This is a genomic window from Halomonas sp. E14 (genome assembly GCF_052568415.1).
Genome location: NZ_CP199423.1, coordinates 1,630,292 through 1,650,098, shown reverse-complemented (window position 1 = coordinate 1,650,098; position 19,807 = coordinate 1,630,292). Strand labels below are relative to the sequence as shown.

Below are 19,807 nucleotides of genomic sequence, written 5' to 3'. Positions count from 1 at the left end.
GTGATAAATCGGAATTAGAGGCTGGCCTTCAAGGCCGATTCCCAGCGCTCGTCGCGCTGGCCGCAGACGATGAAGAACGGGTTTAGCACGCTCTCCTGCTGGTTGCAGCGCAGCGGCTCCAGGGTATGGGCATTCAATACTTGGCCGCCGGCAGCGGTGACCACCGCCTGGGCGGCTGCGGTGTCCCATTCGCTGGTCGGTGCCAGGCGCGGGTAGAGATCGGCCTTGCCTTCGGCAACGAGGCAAAGCTTGAGCGAACTCCCCATGGAAACGCATTCATGGGCTGGGAGCCCGGCGCGGAACGCCTCGAACTCCTTGGAGCCATGGGAGCGGCTGCCGACCACTTGCCAGGCTTCTTGTTCAGGGTCGGGTAGGCGCCGTACTTGGATAGGTTGCAAAGCCCCGCCGCTTTCCTTTTTCCATGCCCCCTGCCCTTGCTGGCCTACCCAGGTAGCCTCGAGTACCGGTGCGTGCACGATGCCGAAGACCGGCACCCCCGCTTCGATCAGCGCTACGTTCAGGGTGAACTCGCCGTTCTTCTTGATGAACTCCTTGGTGCCGTCGAGCGGATCGATCAACCAGTAGCGCTGCCAGGCCGTGCGCTTGGCATAAGGAATTTCCGCAGACTCCTCAGAGAGAATCGGCACCTCCGGGGTTAGGGATTCCAGTAACTCGACGAGAGCATGGTGGGATGCCATATCTGCTTCGGTAAGCGGGCTTCTGTCATCCTTTGTTTCGATATTGAAATCCCGCTCGTAGATCGAGATCACTTCACGGCCTGCGGCATGAACGCCCTCGATCAGCCGGCTGCGAACCTCATCGGTAACGAAATCGGTCAAAAGTATCTCCTTCGGGCTTCGGGCTTCGGGCTTCGGGCTTCGGGCCTACGACACTCTCGACGCTAAGGTTTTGGCTCATAGCTCGTAGCTCGCAGTCAGAACGACCAAACCAACGGTATCAGCGTCACTGCCGTGATACCTACGATCAGGCTCAACGGGGCGCCTAGCCGCAAATAATCGGTAAAGCGGTACCCACCGGGGCCGAGAACCATGAGATTGGTCTGGTAGCCCAGGGGGGTCATGAAGCTGGCCGAGGCAGCAAACATGATGGCGATGATGAAGGGCATGAAACTTACCCCGAGCTGCTCGGCAACGGCCACGGCGATGGGAAACATCAGTACGGCCGCAGCATTGTTGGTGATCAGCTCGGTGAACAGCACCGTCATGAGGTAAACGAGCGCCAGCGCGGCCCAGGGCGCCAGATCCTCTATCAATAGCAGCCACTGCGCGACCTGCGCTGCGGCGCCTGTCTTCGTCATGGCAGCCCCCAGCGCAAAGGAGGATGCGATGACCACCAGCACAGAGAGATCCACGTAGCGTCTTGCTTTGCTCGCCGGCACGCAGCGGGTAACCAGCATGCCACCACCGGCTAGCAGTGCCGCCTCGAGAATGCTCAACAGGCCCGTAGCGCTTGCAGCCACCATGGCGGCAAGAATTCCCATGGCCACGGGAGCCCTGCGAAAATCGGGCGGGGTGGAGTCGTTCAACGCGCTGACAAGGAGGAAGTCCTTACGGTAGCGGTACTGGTCGACGAAGTCTTGTGCAGTTTCGATCAGCAGCGTATCGCCGACCTGCAAGCGAATATCGCCAAGCTTGCCCGGCAACCGCCTACCATGGCGGGAAATTGAAAGAATGACGGCCTGGTAGCGTGAGCGAAAGCGCGACTCTCGTACCGTCTGGTTGAGCCCGCCGAAATCCGGCCCGAGGACGGCTTCCACCAGACAGCGCTGATGGTGAGCGATATCCAGCTTGTGAACGTCGCCGCTTGCCGGTTTCAGCCCATGGATACGGCGCAATTCACGGGCACACTCCGGCGCGCCGATGAATATGAGAATGTCGCCTGCCTGCAACTCGGTACTTGGCGGCACAGCGGTGAGTAGGCGTCCGTGCCGTTCAATATCCGCCAGGTAGCCAAAGCTGAGATGGCGCAGCCCGGCATCGGCAATGCTCTTTCCTACCAGTGGGCCTTTCTCGTCTACCACTACCTCGACCGAGTATTCGCGTGCCTGCTCCAGTTGCTCCAGCACGCCCTGCCGGTTCGGTAACAGGCGGTCGGCGAAAAGGTAGAGAAAGGTACCACCTATCAGTACGATAGGGACGCCGACCCAGGCGAGCGAAAACATGGCGAGCCCAATTCCTTTCTCGCTTTGCAGCAGGCCATCCACGACCAAGTTGGTGCTAGTGCCGATCAACGTGCAAGTGCCGCCGATGATGGCGGCATAGCTGAGCGGCAGCAGCAACTTGGAAGGCGGCAGCTTGAGGCGCCCCGCCCACTCCTGAACGGCGGGGATGAACATGGCCACCACGGTGGTGTTGTTCATGAAGGCACTCAAAACCGATGCCGGTAGCAAGACGCGCAGTTGAGCCTGGCGCAGCCGCTGTGGCTGACCGAGCAAGCGATGGGCCAGCCATTGGATGGCACCGGTCTCCTTCAGTCCGGCAGCAACGACATACAACACCGCAATGGTCATGACCCCGGGGTTACCGAACCCGGCCAGGGCCTCGCCGGGGGTCAGGATGCCAGAGATCATGAGTACGGCCAGAGCCGCCATGAGAATCGTATCCGGGGCAACCCGGCTCATGGCCAGGGCGATCAGTACAGATACGACGATTCCTAACGTGAACAACGCTTCAAATGGCATCAAGGGAGCTGCTTATCGTCCAATGGAGTGGTAACCGATACCCTTGATCACCATTCTGCGGGGCTCGAACATGTTGCGCCCGTCGAAGATGAGCGGTTCTGTGAGCTGCTGCTTGATCAGCTCGAAATCCGGCGCGCGGAAGCTCTGCCATTCGGTCACGATCGCCAAAGCATCGGCGCCACGCAGGGCGGCCTCCTTGGTGCCGCACAGGGTGAGGTCGTCGCGGTTGCCGTAAATGCGCTGGGTTTCTTCCATGGCTTCCGGGTCATAGGCCTGTACCTTGGCGCCGGCTTGCCATAGGGCTTCCATCAGCACGCGGCTGGGGGCTTCGCGCATATCGTCGGTGTTGGGCTTGAAGGCCAGGCCCCAGATGGCGAAAGTCTTGCCGGCCAGGTTGCCCTGGTAATGCTTGTGTATCTTCTGGAACAGGGTGGTTTTCTGTTCCTCGTTACGGGCTTCCACGGCCTTGAGCACCTTGGCGTCGAAGTCGATATCGCCGGCGGTGCGGATCAGCGCCTGAACGTCCTTGGGGAAGCAGGAGCCGCCGTAGCCCACACCGGGGTAGATGAAGTGGTAGCCAATTCGCGGGTCGGAGCCGATGCCCTGGCGCACCATCTCGATATCCGCCCCGAGGCGCTCGGCCAGGTTGGCCATTTCGTTCATGAAGCTGATCTTGGTGGCCAGCATGCAATTGGCGGCGTACTTGGTCAGCTCGGCACTGCGCACGTCCATGACGATCATCTTGTCTTGCTGGCGGCTGAAAGGGGCATAAAGTTCGCGCAGCATATCTTCGGCGATGCGGCTCTCGGTACCAATGATGATGCGGTCCGGCCGTTGGCAGTCGCTTACCGCACTGCCCTCTTTCAGAAACTCGGGGTTGGAGACTACGTCGAAACGCAGGTCCTTGCGGCCACGGGACTCAAGCACGCCCTCCACCTTGTCTCGCACTTTGTCGGCAGTGCCAACCGGCACGGTGGATTTGTTGATAATGACCAGGTCACACTCCATGTGCTGGGCAATGGTTTCAGCCACGGACAGCACGTACTTAAGATCGGCGCTGCCGTCTTCGTCCGGCGGGGTGCCAACGGCAATGAACTGGACCTGACCGTGCTTGATGCCTTCGGCAGCATCTGTGGTAAAGCGGAGCCGCCCGGCGGCATGGTTCTCCTTTACCAGCGGTTCCAGCCCCGGTTCGTAGATAGGAATATCGCCCTGCTTCAGGCGCGCCACCTTATTGGCATCCACGTCTACGCACACTACGTGGTGACCAACATCGGCCAGCACGGCTCCCTGTACCAGGCCCACGTAGCCAGTTCCGAATACGGTAACCTTCATCGCCGTTCCTTTATAAGGTTTCTTTCAAAGAGATATAGCTGGCATGGTGCGTATGTAAGAGGAGTAGGTTCCCTATCACACCGTGGCTAAAACAGTCTTGCCTTCAGCCGCTTCGGAAAGGTGGTCGCCACCCAGCATCACACTCCTCGCATGTCCTTCATGCCCTGTCCCTGCAGCCCATTCCAGCCGCCTGCCTTGAGTGCGACCTGTGCATGGGCATCGCAGTGTCCAGCCGCACTTCCCTGGGCGGGGCGTGCGTTGTGTATCAGCCCTTCCAGTTCGTTCGGCCCCTTATAGCCCGCCGCCAGCAGGTAGGGCAGCCGGTCGAGGTGTACGTGGATGATTACTAGCGCCAGAACGTCGTCCACCAGGAAGCGCACGGTGTGCTGCTCCAGGCTGTCGACGCGCTCGGCATCCTGACCCAGGAACAGGCCACAATCCACCAGCAGAACACGGTGCTCGGCGATTTGCTGGTGGTGACAGCTACCGGTGACTTCCGCCCCGCCGCCATGGTGACTGATACTGGTAATTGACACGTGCTGGCAAGGCGTTCCATGCCGAGTGGTTTATACCTAGTAGAATTTCGATACCACGCCACGAAGCGGTTCACGCTCTTTTCCACCTGCATTTTGATCTTGGGACGGCAGCCGGAGGCCTTGAGCAGCACTTGGGTGTCGGCCCAGGTGCGCGGTACGTCGCAGGGCTGCATGGACAGGTATTCGCAGATAGCTTCGCGCCCGCTGGCTTATCAGCGCGCGAATGAAGCTCATCAGCGAGACCGGGACGCCGTAGCTGGTATTACAGAGCGCGTAGGGGGGCGGTGCTAAGGCCGGGGCGGGAGATGGCGGCGGCACGGTCGGGGTTGGGATAGGGAATCATGTCGGCGATACACACGATGCCCTCAACGATGTCGTCGATATAGGTGAAGTCTCGCGACATGTCGCCATGTTTGTACATCTGGATCGGCTTGCTCTCGAACATCACCCTGAAAAACTTGAAGATGGCCATGCCAGGCCGCCCCCAGGGACCGTAAACGGTGAAGAAGCGCAGCCCCGTCATCGGTACTCCGTCGAGATGGGCGTAGGTGGCTCATTAGCTCGTTGGCCTTCTTGGTGGCTGCGTAGAGGCTAACGGGGTGGATAATGCTATCGCTGGTGGCGAAAGGCGTCTTGGCGTTCATGCCGTATACTGAGCTCGTGGAGGCGAACGCCAGTTGCCCCACCTTGCGCTGTCGATTGCCCTCCAGCAGATCGAGATGGCCGATGAGGTTGGAGTCGGCCTACACGTGAGAACTTTCCAGCGAGTCGCGCAACCGGCCTGGGCAGCCCGGTGGATCACCCGATCGAATTCGTTCTCGCTAAACAGCGTGGCCATTTTTTCGATCGCCGAGATCTAGATGGATGAAGCAGATCGTGGCCTTGCCCGCTCAGGCGCTTGGCCATGGCGTGGCCGATAAAGCCGGCAATGCTGGTGATAAGAAATTTCATCTTAGTGCTTAGCTCTAACCTTGGCTGAGTTATCAACTCGAAAACTACCAAATCAAACGCATAGGCATAATAAAGTGCCCGAGCAGAAAGGGCGCTCGGGCATCATAGTATATTAGTCAGTTTTGGGACTCGGCTAGCTGTATGTTGTTTACTAAGCGAATCTCCTCACCCAAGGCATATCTGAGCAGCCCCACTTCTTTCATACGCAACAGGTCGAAACTGTTCTTATGACTATCGGCAGGACAAGCTGCTGTTTCAGCTAGTCGAAGTCCAGGGCAATAAAGTTTTTCCTTTCGATGCAGAAATTAAGTCATCGGTGTTTCACTGTTTTATATTCGCTGGAAGACGCGCATGGCTAACGGGCGCGGGCTTGCACTTCGGCGCCGGCTATCCACTGCGCTTTCATTCGTACGCGGCTGGAGGCGTCGCACAAATTGTCGGTGCCGGCTTGAATTGCAGGCGCCACAGAGCGATACACTTCCCTTCGGTTCGCTGTAGAAGTCTTGTTTATGCTTGCAGAATAGGATTTGCCTTTTTCTGCCGGTTTACGGCTCAATTGTAATTTGCTGGTCCGGCTGGCAATCGCCTGAGTGGAGTAGTAGGCCAGAGCCGGTTCAGAGTTAGTGCCTACGATAAGCAGAAACCGCAGCTAAAATCTCGGATACTAAAAGCGCCGTGCCATGCATCATCGTTATGCACCTGCCAAGGCAGGACTAGTTTGCTGTTCAAAGATCGTCAGTGTTGGATGCTCAACCCCCAGCGTCACTTCCAACTCGTGCCCTGCCCCTTCGGCCCATTCTAGCAGCGTGGCCTTGAGCGCTGCCTGGGCGTGGGCATCGCCATGCACCAGGCGCACTTCATGCGGCGGGTAGCGCATGCGGCGCACGAAGTTGAGCAGGTCGAGCTGGTCGGCGTGGGCGGAGTAGCCATTCACGGTTTCCACGCGGGCGCGAATGTCGATGCGTTGGCCTTCGAGCATCACCCAGCCGCCGCGGGGGCCGAAGCGCTGGATGTCGCGCCCGGGGGTGCCGGGCGCCTGGTAGCCGGTGAACAGCACGCAGTGGCGCTCGTCGCCCAGCATGCGCTTCAGGTAGTTCACTACCCTGCCGCCGCTGACCATGCCACTGGCGGCAATCACCACGGCCGGCCTGCCGGTATCGCTCAGGTAGCTCACGGTGCGCTCGTGGGCGTCGTGGCTGTCAACGGTATAGAGGTTCTCGAAGCTGAGCGGGTGGCGGCCGCTGCGCAGCCGGCGGTGGGCTTCGGCATCCCAGTAGGGCTTGAGTTCGCGGTACACCTCGGTGAAACGGGCAGCCAGGGGCGAGTCGACGATGATCTCGAGGTCTTGCCAGCGTGCGTCTCGGGCGTCGTGGATCAGCCCTTCCAGTTCGTAGAGCAGCTCCTGGGTGCGCCCCACGCTGAAGGCGGGGATCACCACGGTGCCGCCGTTTTCCAGTGCCCTGTCGATAGCCGCTTTCAGGCGGCTGCGGCGCTGTCGCCTGTCCTCATGCTTGCGGTCGCCGTAGGTGGCTTCCAGCACCAGCACGTCGGCGCGGTACGGTGCTTTCGGCGCCGGCAGCAGCGGTGCGAAGGGGGCGCCCAGGTCGCCGGAAAACACGGTGCGCTGGCGCCGGCCGGCAGCTTTGTCCAGCGTGTCCACTTCCAGGTAGGCAGAGCCGAGAATGTGCCCGGCGCGCTGTAGCTTGATGCGTATGCAGTGGCGATCGTCGTCGAGCAGGGGATGCCAAGTCGCGTAGTCCAGCGCCACCAGCCGCTCTTGCACTTCGGCCAGGAAGCGTTCGATCAGCGCGCGGTCGTGGGTGAAGCCGATCCTCAACGCATCTTCGATCACCAGCGGCAGCAGCCGCGTCGAGGGCACCGAGCAGAGTATCGGCCCCTTGTAGCCCGCCGCCACCAGGTAGGGCAGCCGGCCGATGTGGTCGATGTGCACGTGGGTAACCACCAACGCCAGCATGTCCTCCACCGAGAAGCGCACCTGGTGCTGGGCCAGGCTGTCGAGCTGTTCGGCGTCCTGCCCCTGAAAAATGCCGCAGTCGATGAGCAGGGCTCGGTCGGGCGCTATCTGAAGTCGGTGGCAGCTGCCGGTAACACCGCTGCCGCCGCCGTGATGAATAATCTGGAATGGCGTGCTCATGGTGGCGTTGTTCTTATTCGAAACGTATTGGCCTTTAACGACTTACCCGAGCCGCCTACGCAGCTCGGGTAAGGTATCGTCTTTATTTGGTTAGCCACGTTAAACCCGGGCCAGCCCATGGCGGGCCGGCGGGTCACGCCTCAGCGCAGCGAATCCCCTCTCCCCACGGCATAATAAAGCAGCCCAGCCTGCTTCACCCGCTGCGGATCGAACAGGTTACGCCCATCCACGATGACAGGGGTGGAGAGCTGTTGCTTCAGCCATTCGAAATCGACGGCGCGGAAGTCTTTCCAATCCGTGCAGATCACCAGCGCATCGGCGCCTTTCACCGCTTGAATACGGTCGCCTACCAGCACCAGATCGTCTCGGTCGCCATAGATGCGCCGACACTCGCGCATCGCCTGTGGGTCGAACGCCTGTACCTTGGCGCCCGCCTGCCATAGCGCTTCCATCAGCATGCGGCTGGGGGCGTCACGCATGTCGTCGGTTTCAGGCTTGAACGAGAGCCCCCACAGGGCGATGCACTTGCCGCTCAGATCGCCGTCGAACGCCTGCTCCAGCTTGCGGAACAAGGTCTGCTTCTGCCGGTGGTTCACCGCTTCCACGGCGTTGAGCAGTTCGGCCTGGTAGTCCACCTGGGCAGCGGTGCGGGCCAGCGCCTGAACATCCTTGGGAAAGCAGGAGCCACCGTAGCCGCAGCCGGGATAGATGAAGTGATAGCCGATACGCGGGTCCGAGCCGATACCGTGGCGCACCTGCTCGACGTCGGCACCCAGCTTTTCCGCCAGGTTGGCGATCTCGTTCATGAAGCTGATCTTGGTGGCCAACATGGCGTTGGCGGCATACTTGGTCAGCTCGGCGGCACGCACGTCCATGAACATTAGTTTGTCGCGCAGGCGGTTGTAGGGGGCGTAGCAGTCGCGCATCAGGTCTTTGACGCGCTCGGAATCGGTTCCCACGACGATGCGCGCACCGTGGGTGAAATCTTCAATGGCAGCGCCTTCCTTGAGAAACTCCGGGTTGGAGCACACATCGAAGTCGACCTGCTCGGCGCGCGACTGCAGCACTTGCGTGACGGTTTCACGTACCTTGTCGGCGGTACCCACCGGCACGGTCGACTTATTGACGATCACCTTGTAGTCGCGCATGTGCTCGCCGATGCTCTTGGCCACGCTAACCACGTACTGCAGATCGGCACTGCCATCCTCATCGGGCGGGGTGCCCACGGCAATGAACTGCAGCGTACCGAAGCCCACTGCCTCGGCGGCGTCGGTAGTGAAGCGCAGCCGCCCGGCTGCCGTATTCTGCTTCACCATGGGTTCGAGACCCGGCTCGTAGATTGGCACTTCGCCCTCTTTCAGCCGGGCGATCTTGTCGGCATCCACATCCATGCACATGACGTCATGTCCGACATCGGCAAGGCAGGTGCCAGTCACCAATCCCACATAGCCGGTTCCGAATACGGTGATCTTCATACGATTCCCTTTCTCTGCATTACGCGCCGCAAGGCGATCCCTGACGAGACACTAACGTCTCGAACGAAGAAGATGACAACACTGTGAGCGAACGGTATCCGACAAGCGAAGGCGCGCACAAATCTCATACCCGACTGGATCAGGAACGAGACGGCCACAAGGCACAAACAACGCGGAAATAAGACATAGGTGCGAGAGCAACTCATTCATCTCGAGGCGACGATGGCAGCCCTGTGATCATCTTCCAGGCACGCTACCGCCCGGGGATTTTCGCCGGACAGTTCCCTTGCCCTGTAAGCCTGAGCGATACCGGGGACGGAAGCGAATTGATCAAAACGACTTGCGGCAGCCAACAATTTGTGGCGCCCCTTCACGATCCGCCGCCGAGCCTGGCTCGACTGGTCCCTGCATGTATCGTTATTGGAGTCGAACAATTCTACGGCACTCATCTGCATGGCTCCAGTCACAAATCGTGATTGCGGTTCGCAACACTTAAGTCATTGGTAGCAGTGAGATTTTCGACACTTATTCAACGCATCAACGACAGCGCCACATCGCCACACGCTGCACCAGCGCCAGCCCGATCAACAAGGCGGCAAGCCAGCCAAGCCCGGCCACCAACACTTGATAGCCCCCCGGCACCGTATGCGGTGGGCGAAAGCTCATGCCGTGTTCCGCCAGGCGTGCGGCCAGGTAGATCAGCGACAGCACCAGCGCCAGCGGCAGAGCGGCATGCCACTGCGCCAGCCGTTGGGTCAGCCGCCAGGGAGGTTTCTCAGTAAGCTTGGCAGGGGCAGCTCTGGTGCTGGCGGCCTTGGCCGCCGCCTTGCCCTTCGATTTCGCGGCAGGCCTTGCCGCCTTGGCCCGCCCCTTGGCAGGTTTGCGCACCGAGCTGCGTCGCCCGCCCGGCAGCGCGCCGCCGGCAAGCCGCAGCAGGCGGAACAGCAGCCAGCCAAGGGTGAACAGGACAGACAGCATCACGCCGCCCATCACCAGCAAATAGGTCATGGCGGGGTCAAGCGATACGACCCAGGGAATGCAGGGTGCGCAGCAGAACGGCCACGCTCTCACTTGGCTGCGCGTATTCGCGCATCAACGACATCAGGCGCTTCTCGAACAGGCGCTGACGCTGCTGCTCGTCTTCCTCTTCCAGCTCGGCCAGGCTGCGCACCGGCGGGCCGGTGGGAATGGAAAGCCGCGAATTGGGCTTTTCCAATTCGCGCAGGGCTTCGGCAAAGGCGTCGTCGAGCTCGCGGAACTTGCGCAGCTTTTCGCGCTCGTCCATCGATCGATTGGATTTTTGCTGTTTCATCGGCTTCCGTAAATGCTCAAGTGCCTGACGACACTCGAAGAGTGGCTCGGCCAGAGTATAGCGCCATTGGCCTGGTTAGCGAAGCACACCCCTTCTCCCTTGGGCATGGGGTAAAGAGAATTACGCATCTAATTTATTCTCATTTCTTGTTATTGCAACAAAATATGCACAAACGGTCACTCTTGTTCACCAAACTTGCCTTTGCCTCTATCAAAAGCGCATAAAGAGAACGAGAAAAACCATAACAACACTGGCTGCTGTGCCGCAACGCACAAATCTACAGGCCCATTTTCAGCCATGGCTGAAGGAAGCGGTCTTCAGGGAATTGGCAAGAGAGGCAGTGTAACAGGCAATACGCAGCTCTGCGCTAGCGCCTTCAAACGCCCCAGGGGTGAAGCCCACATGCCGGCTTCATCCGCACTTGCCTCCTACGAAGCCCCCTCCACGCAGCGCATAAAAAAGGAACAGCAGGCATCGCCCTGCTGCAGGCTCAAGTACAAGGGACTAACGATGTATGACGAGATGATGCGGGCGGAAGTCTGGCTGCAAGAGCAGCTAGGCAGCCAGCAAGGAATAGAGGATCTCGCCGGCCGGCTTGGGTATTCGACCTCGCAGGTGCGGCGCCGGTTCAAGCAGTGCTTCGGGCTGTCGCCCAGCGCCTACCGCGACACCCTGCGGCTGGAAAAGGCGGCCCAGCTGCTGGCCTTCACGCCCTACCCCATTCACACCATCGCCATGCGCTGCGGCTACCTGAACCATTCGGCCTTCAGCCGCGCCTTCCAGCGCCTGCACGGGCTGACCCCACGGCAGTTTCGACGGGCCTTTCATGCCAAGCTATATGCCAACGCCCAGCGCCTGCCCGCCAGCGATCCCCCCCGCTTCCTGATTCGCCGCCTGCCGGCGCGTCAGGCGTTGGTATCGCGGCTTTATCATTACAAGACAATGGCGCTATTTCCTACCCTGCAGCACTGGGCGGATGCCACGAAAGGTGCCGACGCCCTGCCTGAACGATTAAGGCAAGCGCCTGCCGTCGCCCTGCTGCATAACATGCTGCTGCCGTGCCGGCTCGACAAGATCGATATCGGCACCGAAATCACCACCGAAGCCGCCAGCGGCATGGCCATACCCTGGGCGTTTCGCGTTGTAGAACTGCCGGCACAGGAGTATGCCTGCGCGCATATCGACGACGAGGCGACGATAGCGACCGCGGCCTACCATTTGATCAGTGAAGTTCTGCCAAGTCGGCACGCCTTTACCACCGGCGAAGCGATAGCGCTGATCGACACCCCCAAAGGCATCGAAATGCAGGTGCCGATCTTCCAGGAATAGCGCACGCCCTCGAAGCTTTTTCCATCAACAAGGCCGAGCCCTGCGGGGCCCGGCCTTATCGTTGCGGGGATAGCGATTCTGCGCGGCGGCGAATACTCTTCATTGCCCGCCAGCGGCTTAATCCGGATCAAGACTCCACGCGAACCAGCCAATCTTCCACGGTGTCGGAACCGAACTCGTCTTTCCACGCCTTCAGCGTCTTGTGGTTGCCGCCGCGGGTTTCAATCACTTCGCCCGAGTTGGGGTTCTTGTAGATCTTCAGCTTGCGCTTGCGGCGCGAACCGGCCGCCGCCGGGGCCTTGGCGGAACTGGCCGCCCTGCTGCCGCCCTGGGGCTCGAGCAGGTTAATCACATCGGCGGAGCTCTTGTTGAACTCGCGCATCAGGGCTTCGAGCTTGTCCTTGAACTCAAGCTCGGCCTTCAGCCGCTCGTCGTTCTGCAGGCGATCCATCTCCGCCTGCAGCTGCTTGAGCTGCTGTTCCTTTTGCATGAATTCGCTGAGAAGAGACATGGGCAGGTTCCTTGCTATGTAGAAATGACAGGATGCGGGGTATAAATACCTCAACAGCAAACGAATGACAATACGTGTAGTGAGTTTTAGTTCAACTCAAGGTGCAGCGTCAAATTAGTCGGTGCATTATTTTGCTGCGCTCCAGGTCGTATGGCGGGGTGTTCCGCAGAAGTTCCCGACAACATAACAAAACCCTTCAAGGATAAAATCGCCGACGAAAACTATCCACATGCCATTGATTTAACAACTTTTTTTAAAAATTCCCAGCAAAGCACTAAAACAAACCTGACAAGCCGGAATAAGCCTGTAGCGAATGTATTCAGCCTCCTATTGCCCGCCGCCTATGCTCACGATTTGAAGGCGACCAGAGGGATGGAAGGCTTCAAACCGCATCGCCGAGTCGCGGGTTGGCGAACGCCTGCGGTGCCCTGCCGCCCGTGAAAGTTCTAAGATAAAAAAGCCGGTAGCGCAAAAGCGGCTGCTTGGCGGGCGAAGTGAAACGGCGTTGCTGGCCTCACCATCGTCAGAATAACGCTGCTCCGAAGGCGTTTTGGACAACGTAGGCGACCGCATTGAGCACTGCCACTTCGCCGTGCACTGCCTAGCACTTGAAGCGACACTCGCGCAAATGCGTTGTTACATTAATTTTAGAAAATGGCTTGATAGGCGCTGATGTTAAGATCCATTTAGAGCGCATCTTTACAAGACTTTTTCAGCCGCTAGGCGACCCAACGAGCGGCTATTCTGGCAGCCCCGCTGATGCTATCGGCACCGCACAGGAAGGCGCGGCACACGCAGCCGTTGATAAAGTCATATCAGAATATGCCATTCACCGACGTGCGAGGCATGTCATGGCGGCGAGCCTTGGCAGGGCGCATGAAGGGTCCTCTATCCCTATCAGGGAGGATGCTGAATGCGTGGGCGTGCTTTGTTTCGCCAAAAATTAAAAAAAAGGCGGCCAATTCTCTTGGCCGCCAAGTAGAGCATGTCCAAATTTTAGGTAGTGGGAGCGTTAGTGCCGGTTGCAACCGCTTTCCCACGCTGGTCGTAAACAGTCAACGTATCGAGAGCTTCTTCCAAACTCTCAGTTCCTAACAAAGCAGATTCGACAGTAGAGAAATTTAAAGCGGTGCTTGCACTTTCATCAGAAAAACAAGCAGAAAAAGTGAAGCTTGCATAATCGGGATCAGTGCTAGTTGCGTTTAACGCATCGTTCGCTCTAGCTACGGTGGTAGCATTACGAAAATCTGTTTGGCATGCATTTGCAGCAGCTTTATCAAGATAATTACCATACTGCGGAATCGCTATCGCCGCCAAAATTCCAATAATCGCCACCACGATCAACAGTTCGATCAGCGTAAAGCCCCCCTGACCGCGCTTCGCTGCCGGCTTGCGCCGCATTGCTTCCATCATCTTCATCGCCATGGTTCCCCTGCTGTGCCCGTTGCGGTCGTATGCCTTGGCGGGCGTCGTCACGTGGCGGCATTGCCGCCGCTGCTTGCCGCCGGGCATGGCCCGTGCGTTTAAACGGAGTTGCCCCCTAACAATTACATTAATTTACAGTTAGTCACTGTGCAAGGGGTGACCTACTATTGACTGACCTGTTGCACCGGTAACAATGCATGAAATGCACCATAACTAATATAAAGGACGCATGAATTACATGGGTAGGACACCGGCTGACGACGTTCTAGAATGGGATGACCTTTCCCACCCTGCGGCTCAACGGCGAGGCACCATGAACGATTACCGCACGCTCCCTGCCGGGGCTGACCAGGACGCCACCGCTACCGCATCAGGCCGGGCGGTGAACACCGAGGGGCTGCGCGGCTTCGCCAGGCGCCTGGTGGAGTACGGGCTGCTGAACCGGGCTGCCGCCGAGCGCGCCGAGCGCGAGGCCGGCGAAGCCGAGGTAAGCCTGCTGCAGCATGTGATCGATTCGGGCCTGGCCACCGCACGCCAGGCCACCCTGTGCGCAGCCTGGGAGTACGGCCTGCCGCTGGTCGACCTCGACGCGCTGCGCCTGGCCAGCCTGCCGCCGGCCAAGGAGTACCCGGAAAAGCTGCTGCGCAAGCTGTGCGTGGTGCCGCTGGTACGGCGCAGCCACCGCCTCACCGTGGCGGTGCCCTACCCCTCCACCCTGGCGCTGCTCGACGAGCTGCAGTTCGCCACCGGGCTGAGCATCGACGCCGTGCTGTGCCCGGTCGACCAGCTGGTGCCGGTGCTGGAAGCCTACCTGGCCCAGTTCGAGACCAGCATGATGGACAGCCTGACCGGAGTCGACGACGCGGTCAGCGAGCTGGAGTTCGACGAAGGCATCGACATCGCCGACGAAGGCGCCGCCGAACTCAGCCAGAGCGGCGCCGACGACGCGCCCATCGTCAAGTTCGTCAACAAGATCCTGCTCGACGCCATTCGCCGCGGCGCCTCGGACATCCACTTCGAGCCCTACGAGACCAGCTACCGGGTGCGCATGCGGGTCGACGGCATACTGATCGAGGCCGCCCGGCCGCCCTTCGCCATGCGCACCCGCATCGCCGCGCGGCTGAAGGTGATGGCGCGGCTGGACATCTCCGAGCGGCGCCTGCCCCAGGACGGCGCCATCAAGCTGCGGGTGTCGAAGTCGCGCTCCATCGACTTTCGCGTCAACTCGCTGCCCACGGTTTACGGCGAGAAGATCGTGCTGCGAATCCTCGACCCCACCTCGGCGCAGATCGGCATCGATGCGCTGGGCTTCACGCCAGAGCAGCGCGCCCTGTACGAGAACGTGCTGGGCCACCCCCAGGGCATGATCCTGGTGACCGGCCCCACCGGCAGCGGCAAGACGGTGACGCTCTACACCGGGCTTAACCTGCTCAACGAGGTGCAGCGCAACATCTGCACCGCCGAAGACCCGGTGGAGATCAAGGTGCCGGGGGTGAACCAGGTCAACGTGCTGCCCAAGATCGGGCTGGATTTCGCCAGCGCCCTGCGCGCCTTCCTGCGCCAGGACCCGGACGTGGTAATGGTGGGCGAGATCCGCGACCTGGAGACCGCCGAGATTGCGGTGAAGGCAGCGCAAACCGGCCACCTGGTGCTCTCTACCGTGCACACCAACTCCGCTGCGGAAACCCTGACCCGCCTGGCCAACATGGGCGTGCCGCCGTTCAACATCGCCAGTTCGGTGAGCCTGATCATCGCCCAGCGCCTGGCGCGGCGGCTGTGCAAGCACTGCCGGCAGGAAGCGGAGATCCCCCGCGAAGCGCTGCTGGCCGAAGGCTTCACCGAGCAGGAGGTGAAAAGCGCCACGGTGTACGAAGCGGTGGGCTGCCGCCACTGCACCCACGGCTACAAGGGGCGCACGGGGATCTACGAAGTGGTGCCGATCAGCAGCGCCATGAGCCAGCTGATCATGCGCAACGGCAATTCGATGGATTTCGACCGCCTGGCGCGGCAGGAGGGCCACCCGGACCTGCGCCGCAGCGGCCTGCTCAAGGTAATGCAGGGCGTCACCAGCTTGACTGAGATCAACCGCGTCACCAAAGATTGACGCGTTACCATAACGATACGACACGCAGCAGGGAACCTATGGCAACCAGAACGGCGAAAGCGCCTCGGAAGCTGAAACTGCACCGCTGGCGCTGGACGGGGAAGGGGCCGGGCGGGCGCCTGGTCAACGGCGAGATGGTCGCCGCCGAGAAGTTCGAGGTGGAGCGCGAGCTGGCCAACCAGAACATCATCGTCAAGAACGTACGCCGCAAAGGCGGACTGGGCGGCGGCATGGGCACCATTCGCCCCCGCGACGTGATGCTGTTCGCCCGCCAGATGGCCACCATGATCCGCGCCGGGGTGCCGGTGCTGCAGGCTTTCCAGGTAGTGGCCGAAAGCATACGCAAGCCGGCCATGAGCGCGGTGGTGCAGCAGATGATGAACGAGGTGGCGGCGGGTTCGAGCTTCTCCCAGGCGCTGCGCCAGCACCCCGAGCACTTCGACAGCCTGTTCTGCAACCTGGTGGAGGCCGGCGAGAGCTCCGGCTCGCTGGACCGCATGCTCGATCGTATTGCCACCTACAAGGAGAAGGTGGAGTCGCTGAAGGGCCGGGTGAAGAAGGCGCTGTGGTACCCCATCGCGGTGATCCTGGTGGGGATCGGCGTGACGGCACTGCTGCTGATCAAGGTGGTGCCGCAGTTCGAAAGCCTGTTCCACGGCTTTGGCGCCGAGCTGCCGGCGATGACCCGCATGACCATCGCGCTCTCCGAGTTTGCCCAGCAGTACTGGCTGTGGGGGCTCGGCGCACTGGTGGCGTTCGTCTACCTGATGCGCCAGGGCATCAAGCGCTCCCCTGCCTTCGCCTATCGCGTGCATGCCTTCCTGCTCAGGCTACCGGTGCTGGGCGATATCTTCGACAAGTCGGCGGTGGCGCGCTATTCGCGCACCCTGGCGACCACCTACGGCGCCGGCGTGCCCATGGTGGAGGCGCTGGACATCGCCGCCGGCGCCACCGGCAACCTGGTCTACGAGCGTGCCTCGCGGCAGATCCGCGAAGACGTGGCCACCGGCCAGCAGCTGCACTTCGCCATGCGCCTGACCGAGCGCTTTCCGGCGCTGGCGGTGCAGATGGTCGGCATCGGCGAGGAGTCCGGCTCGCTGGACGCCATGCTCAACCGCGTGGCCGACTACTACGAGGAGGAGGTCGACAATAAGGTCGACGCCCTTACTTCCCTGCTCGAACCGCTGATCATCGTGGTGCTGGGGATACTGGTCGGCGGCCTGGTGGTGTCGATGTACCTGCCGATCTTCGAGCTGGGCACGGTGCTGTGAATGGGGCGATATGGCCGCTGGCGGCCCTGCTGGGCCTGTGCCTGGGCAGTTTTCTCAATGTGGTGATCGTGCGCCTGCCGGTGATGCTGATGTACGGTTGGCGGGCCGAGGCCCGCGAGGCGCTCGAACTCCCCGAGGAGGAGTCGCCCCGCTTCAACCTGCTGGTGCCGCGGTCGATCTGCCCGCGGTGCGAAACGCCTATTGCCTGGCACGACAACCTGCCGGTGGTCGGCTGGCTGAAGCGACGCGGCCGCTGCGCCCACTGTCAGGCGCGCATCAGCCCCCAGTATCCGCTGGTGGAGCTGGCCGGCGCCGGCCTGGCGCTGGCCGTGCTGGCGCTGTTCGGCGCCGGCTGGCAGAGCCTGTTCCTCTACGCCGCTTGCCTGGCACTGCTGGCGCTGGCGGTGATCGACCTGCGCACCCAGCTGCTGCCCGATGCCATCACCCTGCCGCTGCTGTGGGCCGGCCTGCTCTACCAGCTGCTGTTCCAGCCATTGATGCTACCCGGCGCAGTGATCGGCGCCATGGCAGGCTATCTTGCGCTGTGGAGCGTGTACTGGCTGTTCAAGCTGGCGACCGGCAAGGAGGGCATGGGCTACGGCGACTTCAAGCTGCTGGCAGCCCTGGGCGCCTGGCTGGGCTGGCCCTACCTGCCGATGGTGCTGATCGTTTCCGCCGGCGTGGGGGCCATCGTCGGCATCGCCATGCAGCTCGCCCTGCCCCACCTGCGCGGCGCGCCGATGCCCTTCGGCCCGTTCCTGGCCAGCGCCGGCATGATTGCGCTGCTGGTCGGCGAGCCGCTGATGGCGGCCTACCTTGGCTTCACTTTCTGAACAAGACGGGAGAATGGCTGTGATCGTAGGCGTCACCGGCGGTATTGCTTCCGGCAAGAGCACCGTGGCACGCGCTTTCGCGGCGCACGGCATTCCCTGGGTGGATGCCGATGACGTGGCCCGCGAAGTGGTCGAACCCGGCGAGCCGGCGCTGGCCGACATTGCCGAGCGCTTTGGTCCGCGGGTGCTGCTGGCAGACGGCAGCCTGAACCGTCGCGCCCTGCGCGAGATCGTGTTCGCCGACGAGGCCGAGCGGCGCTGGTTGGAAGGCGTGACGCACCCGCGCATTCGCCAGCGCATCCTTGCCCACCTGGCACGGCTAGAGGCCGAAGGCGCCCCCTACGTGCTGCTGGTGTCGCCGCTGCTGTTCGAGTCGGGCCAGAGCGAGCTGGTCGACCGCTGCCTGGTGATCGACGTGCCGGAGAGCCTGCAGATCGAGCGCACCGCCGCCCGCGATGACGTCGACGAAGCCCAGGCCCGCGCCATCGTCGCCGCCCAGGTCCCGCGCAGCGAGCGCCTGGCCCGCGCCGACGACGTCATCGACAATACCGGTGGCGAGGATGACCTTGCCGCCCAAGTGGCCGAATGGGATCGGCGCTATCGGCAAATGGCGGCAGAGCGCTAGAATGGATGCACAGCCAGCCACCGACAAGGATTCATGAGCCAACATCATCAACGCCCCCTGACCGTCGCCTGCCCGCAGTGCCGCAAGAAAGTGGCATGGAGCGAGCAGAACCCCTACCGCCCCTTCTGCAGTGAACGCTGCAAGCTGATCGACCTGGGCGCCTGGGCCGATGAGTCGCACCGTATTGCCGGCGAGCCGGCGCTCGACGAGACCAACATCGACGAGTGGCTGGCCCGGGCCGAGCGAGACCACCGGCCGTGACCCAGCCCGCGGCGCCGACCTACCGGCTGCTGGCCGAACTGGAAGCCGCCTTCGATGCGCTGATCGAGCGCAGCGAGGCCCTGCTGGACGCGTATGCCGCCTCGCCCGCCCAGGCCTGGGCCTTCCAGGCCGAGGCCAGCCCCGAATGGCTGCGCCGCGCCCTGCTCGACTTCTGGTACGCCGACGGCCAGGATGGCCGCGTGACCCGCAGCCACGTGGGGCTCGTGGCCGCCACTCCGGCTCTGCTTGAAGAAGTGGCCAGGGTGAACGCCGCCAAGGCCGACTTCGCCGACCGGCTGGCCAAAATCAAGGCCGATTATCCGCCGCTGCTGGCCGAGGCCAAGGCGGTGCTGCCCTTCCGCCACCCCCACCTGCACGACCACCTGCGCGGCAGCGGCCTCGCCCGGCTGCACCTCAAGCAGTGCTGGCGCGCCATTCCCGTGGCCGAAGCGCCGGTGGCACGGGTGCGGCTGGCCTGGTATGCCAGCGGCCGCTCGATCAAGCGGCTGACGGTGCGCGAGGTGGAGCAGAAGCTGCTGGCGCTGGACAGCGACGCCCCGCACGTACGCATCCAGCTACGCAAGCTGGCCGCTCTGCCTTCCGGCGAGCCGCTGGCACAGGTGCAAAGCCAGGCACCGCTGATGCGCGCCAACCTGTTCTACTGCGAGCCGCTGGAAGATGGCCGCACCCGCCGCGCCATGAACGTGGCGCTGCCGCTGTTCCTGCCTGCGCCTCGCGGGCGCCTGCCCGACCACAACCTGCCGCCAGCCGCCCCGCCCCAGCAACGTATCCGGGCACGCCGCAGCGACGAAAAGCTGGAAGCGCTGCCCTACCTGCCGAGCCTGCGCATCTACCGCTATCGCTGAGCCGCTGCATCCGCCAAGGGCTTGATATGCATCATGCATTGGCGCCGGGAGTTCGCCATACTGCGAACAAGGCTGCCGCACGCCCCTGGCGCCGCCTGGCAGCATACCCGCAGACGA

Annotated in this window: 18 protein-coding genes and 1 pseudogene; 7 read left to right on the top strand and 12 right to left on the bottom strand. The window is 61.8% G+C overall.

Annotation, left to right across the window (positions count from 1 at the left end; all coding sequences use genetic code 11):
* Positions 1 to 14: 14 nt before the first annotated feature.
* The 10 genes and pseudogenes from cysQ to ACT7B3_RS07655 all read right to left on the bottom strand — a co-directional run bounded on the left by cysQ (position 15) and on the right by ACT7B3_RS07655 (position 10,465).
* Positions 15 to 839: a 3'(2'),5'-bisphosphate nucleotidase CysQ gene (gene cysQ / locus ACT7B3_RS07700; RefSeq protein WP_445157478.1), complete on the bottom strand. Its 825-nt coding sequence runs from the start codon at positions 837 to 839 to the stop codon at positions 15 to 17.
* Positions 840 to 934: 95 nt separating this feature from the next.
* Positions 935 to 2,701, bottom strand: a complete 1,767-nt coding sequence (locus ACT7B3_RS07695) for an SLC13 family permease (RefSeq protein ID WP_445157477.1) — start codon at positions 2,699 to 2,701, stop codon at positions 935 to 937.
* Between the two features lie 12 nt (positions 2,702 to 2,713).
* On the bottom strand, positions 2,714 to 4,036 hold the full coding sequence (locus ACT7B3_RS07690; protein WP_445157476.1) for a UDP-glucose dehydrogenase family protein: 1,323 nt from the start codon (positions 4,034 to 4,036) through the stop codon (positions 2,714 to 2,716).
* A gap of 137 nt (positions 4,037 to 4,173) precedes the next feature.
* A complete protein-coding gene (locus ACT7B3_RS07685; RefSeq protein ID WP_445157475.1) occupies positions 4,174 to 4,572 on the bottom strand; it encodes a hypothetical protein in 399 nt (132 codons plus the stop codon).
* Positions 4,573 to 4,834: 262 nt separating this feature from the next.
* Positions 4,835 to 5,095: an NAD-dependent epimerase/dehydratase family protein gene (locus ACT7B3_RS07680; protein ID WP_445157474.1), complete on the bottom strand. Its 261-nt coding sequence runs from the start codon at positions 5,093 to 5,095 to the stop codon at positions 4,835 to 4,837.
* Between the two features lie 91 nt (positions 5,096 to 5,186).
* A pseudogene (locus ACT7B3_RS07675) lies at positions 5,187 to 5,258 on the bottom strand (hypothetical protein); the annotation flags it as partial.
* A gap of 956 nt (positions 5,259 to 6,214) precedes the next feature.
* The gene (locus ACT7B3_RS07670; protein WP_445157473.1) at positions 6,215 to 7,678 is read right to left on the bottom strand and encodes an MBL fold metallo-hydrolase RNA specificity domain-containing protein; all 1,464 of its coding nucleotides are present in this window, start codon (positions 7,676 to 7,678) and stop codon (positions 6,215 to 6,217) included.
* A gap of 140 nt (positions 7,679 to 7,818) precedes the next feature.
* Positions 7,819 to 9,153 carry a UDP-glucose dehydrogenase family protein gene (locus ACT7B3_RS07665; protein WP_445157472.1) on the bottom strand — a complete coding sequence of 445 codons (1,335 nt, stop codon included), beginning with the start codon at positions 9,151 to 9,153 and terminating at the stop codon, positions 7,819 to 7,821.
* 537 nt (positions 9,154 to 9,690) lie between these two features.
* On the bottom strand, positions 9,691 to 10,161 hold the full coding sequence (locus ACT7B3_RS07660; protein ID WP_445157471.1) for a hypothetical protein: 471 nt from the start codon (positions 10,159 to 10,161) through the stop codon (positions 9,691 to 9,693).
* Between the two features lie 7 nt (positions 10,162 to 10,168).
* Entirely contained in the window at positions 10,169 to 10,465 is a 297-nt protein-coding gene (locus ACT7B3_RS07655; protein WP_445157470.1) for a hypothetical protein, read from the bottom strand.
* Between the two features lie 510 nt (positions 10,466 to 10,975).
* Between ACT7B3_RS07655 and ACT7B3_RS07650 the strand changes: the two genes are divergently transcribed.
* Positions 10,976 to 11,794, top strand: a complete 819-nt coding sequence (locus tag ACT7B3_RS07650) for a helix-turn-helix transcriptional regulator (RefSeq protein ID WP_445157469.1) — start codon at positions 10,976 to 10,978, stop codon at positions 11,792 to 11,794.
* A gap of 127 nt (positions 11,795 to 11,921) precedes the next feature.
* Here ACT7B3_RS07650 and ACT7B3_RS07645 read toward each other — a convergent pair whose 3' ends face one another.
* Positions 11,922 to 12,305 carry a histone-like nucleoid-structuring protein, MvaT/MvaU family gene (locus tag ACT7B3_RS07645; RefSeq protein WP_445157468.1) on the bottom strand — a complete coding sequence of 128 codons (384 nt, stop codon included), beginning with the start codon at positions 12,303 to 12,305 and terminating at the stop codon, positions 11,922 to 11,924.
* A 996-nt stretch (positions 12,306 to 13,301) separates the two neighbouring features.
* A complete protein-coding gene (locus ACT7B3_RS07640; protein WP_445157467.1) occupies positions 13,302 to 13,730 on the bottom strand; it encodes a type II secretion system protein in 429 nt (142 codons plus the stop codon).
* A 313-nt stretch (positions 13,731 to 14,043) separates the two neighbouring features.
* On the opposite strand from ACT7B3_RS07640, the gene pilB reads away from it, so the two are divergent.
* The 6 genes from pilB to ACT7B3_RS07610 are packed head-to-tail and all read left to right on the top strand — an operon-like array spanning position 14,044 to position 19,690.
* A complete protein-coding gene (gene pilB, locus ACT7B3_RS07635) occupies positions 14,044 to 15,834 on the top strand; it encodes a type IV-A pilus assembly ATPase PilB (RefSeq protein WP_445157466.1) in 1,791 nt (596 codons plus the stop codon).
* 38 nt (positions 15,835 to 15,872) lie between these two features.
* Positions 15,873 to 17,105, top strand: coding sequence for a type II secretion system F family protein (locus tag ACT7B3_RS07630; RefSeq protein ID WP_445157465.1), 1,233 nt, complete (start codon positions 15,873 to 15,875; stop codon positions 17,103 to 17,105).
* A complete protein-coding gene (locus ACT7B3_RS07625; RefSeq protein WP_445157464.1) occupies positions 17,102 to 17,938 on the top strand; it encodes a prepilin peptidase in 837 nt (278 codons plus the stop codon). Before ACT7B3_RS07630 ends, ACT7B3_RS07625 begins: the two co-directional genes overlap by 4 nt.
* Before the next feature lie 13 nt (positions 17,939 to 17,951).
* Entirely contained in the window at positions 17,952 to 18,563 is a 612-nt protein-coding gene (coaE, locus tag ACT7B3_RS07620; protein WP_445157463.1) for a dephospho-CoA kinase, read from the top strand.
* A gap of 33 nt (positions 18,564 to 18,596) precedes the next feature.
* Positions 18,597 to 18,824 (top strand): DNA gyrase inhibitor YacG, encoded by a 228-nt coding sequence (gene yacG / locus ACT7B3_RS07615; protein WP_445157462.1) that lies wholly within the window; start codon positions 18,597 to 18,599, stop codon positions 18,822 to 18,824.
* Positions 18,821 to 19,690 carry a DNA replication terminus site-binding protein gene (locus ACT7B3_RS07610; protein ID WP_445157461.1) on the top strand — a complete coding sequence of 290 codons (870 nt, stop codon included), beginning with the start codon at positions 18,821 to 18,823 and terminating at the stop codon, positions 19,688 to 19,690. The genes yacG and ACT7B3_RS07610 overlap by 4 nt, the downstream gene beginning before the upstream one ends.
* Positions 19,691 to 19,807 lie beyond the last annotated feature (117 nt).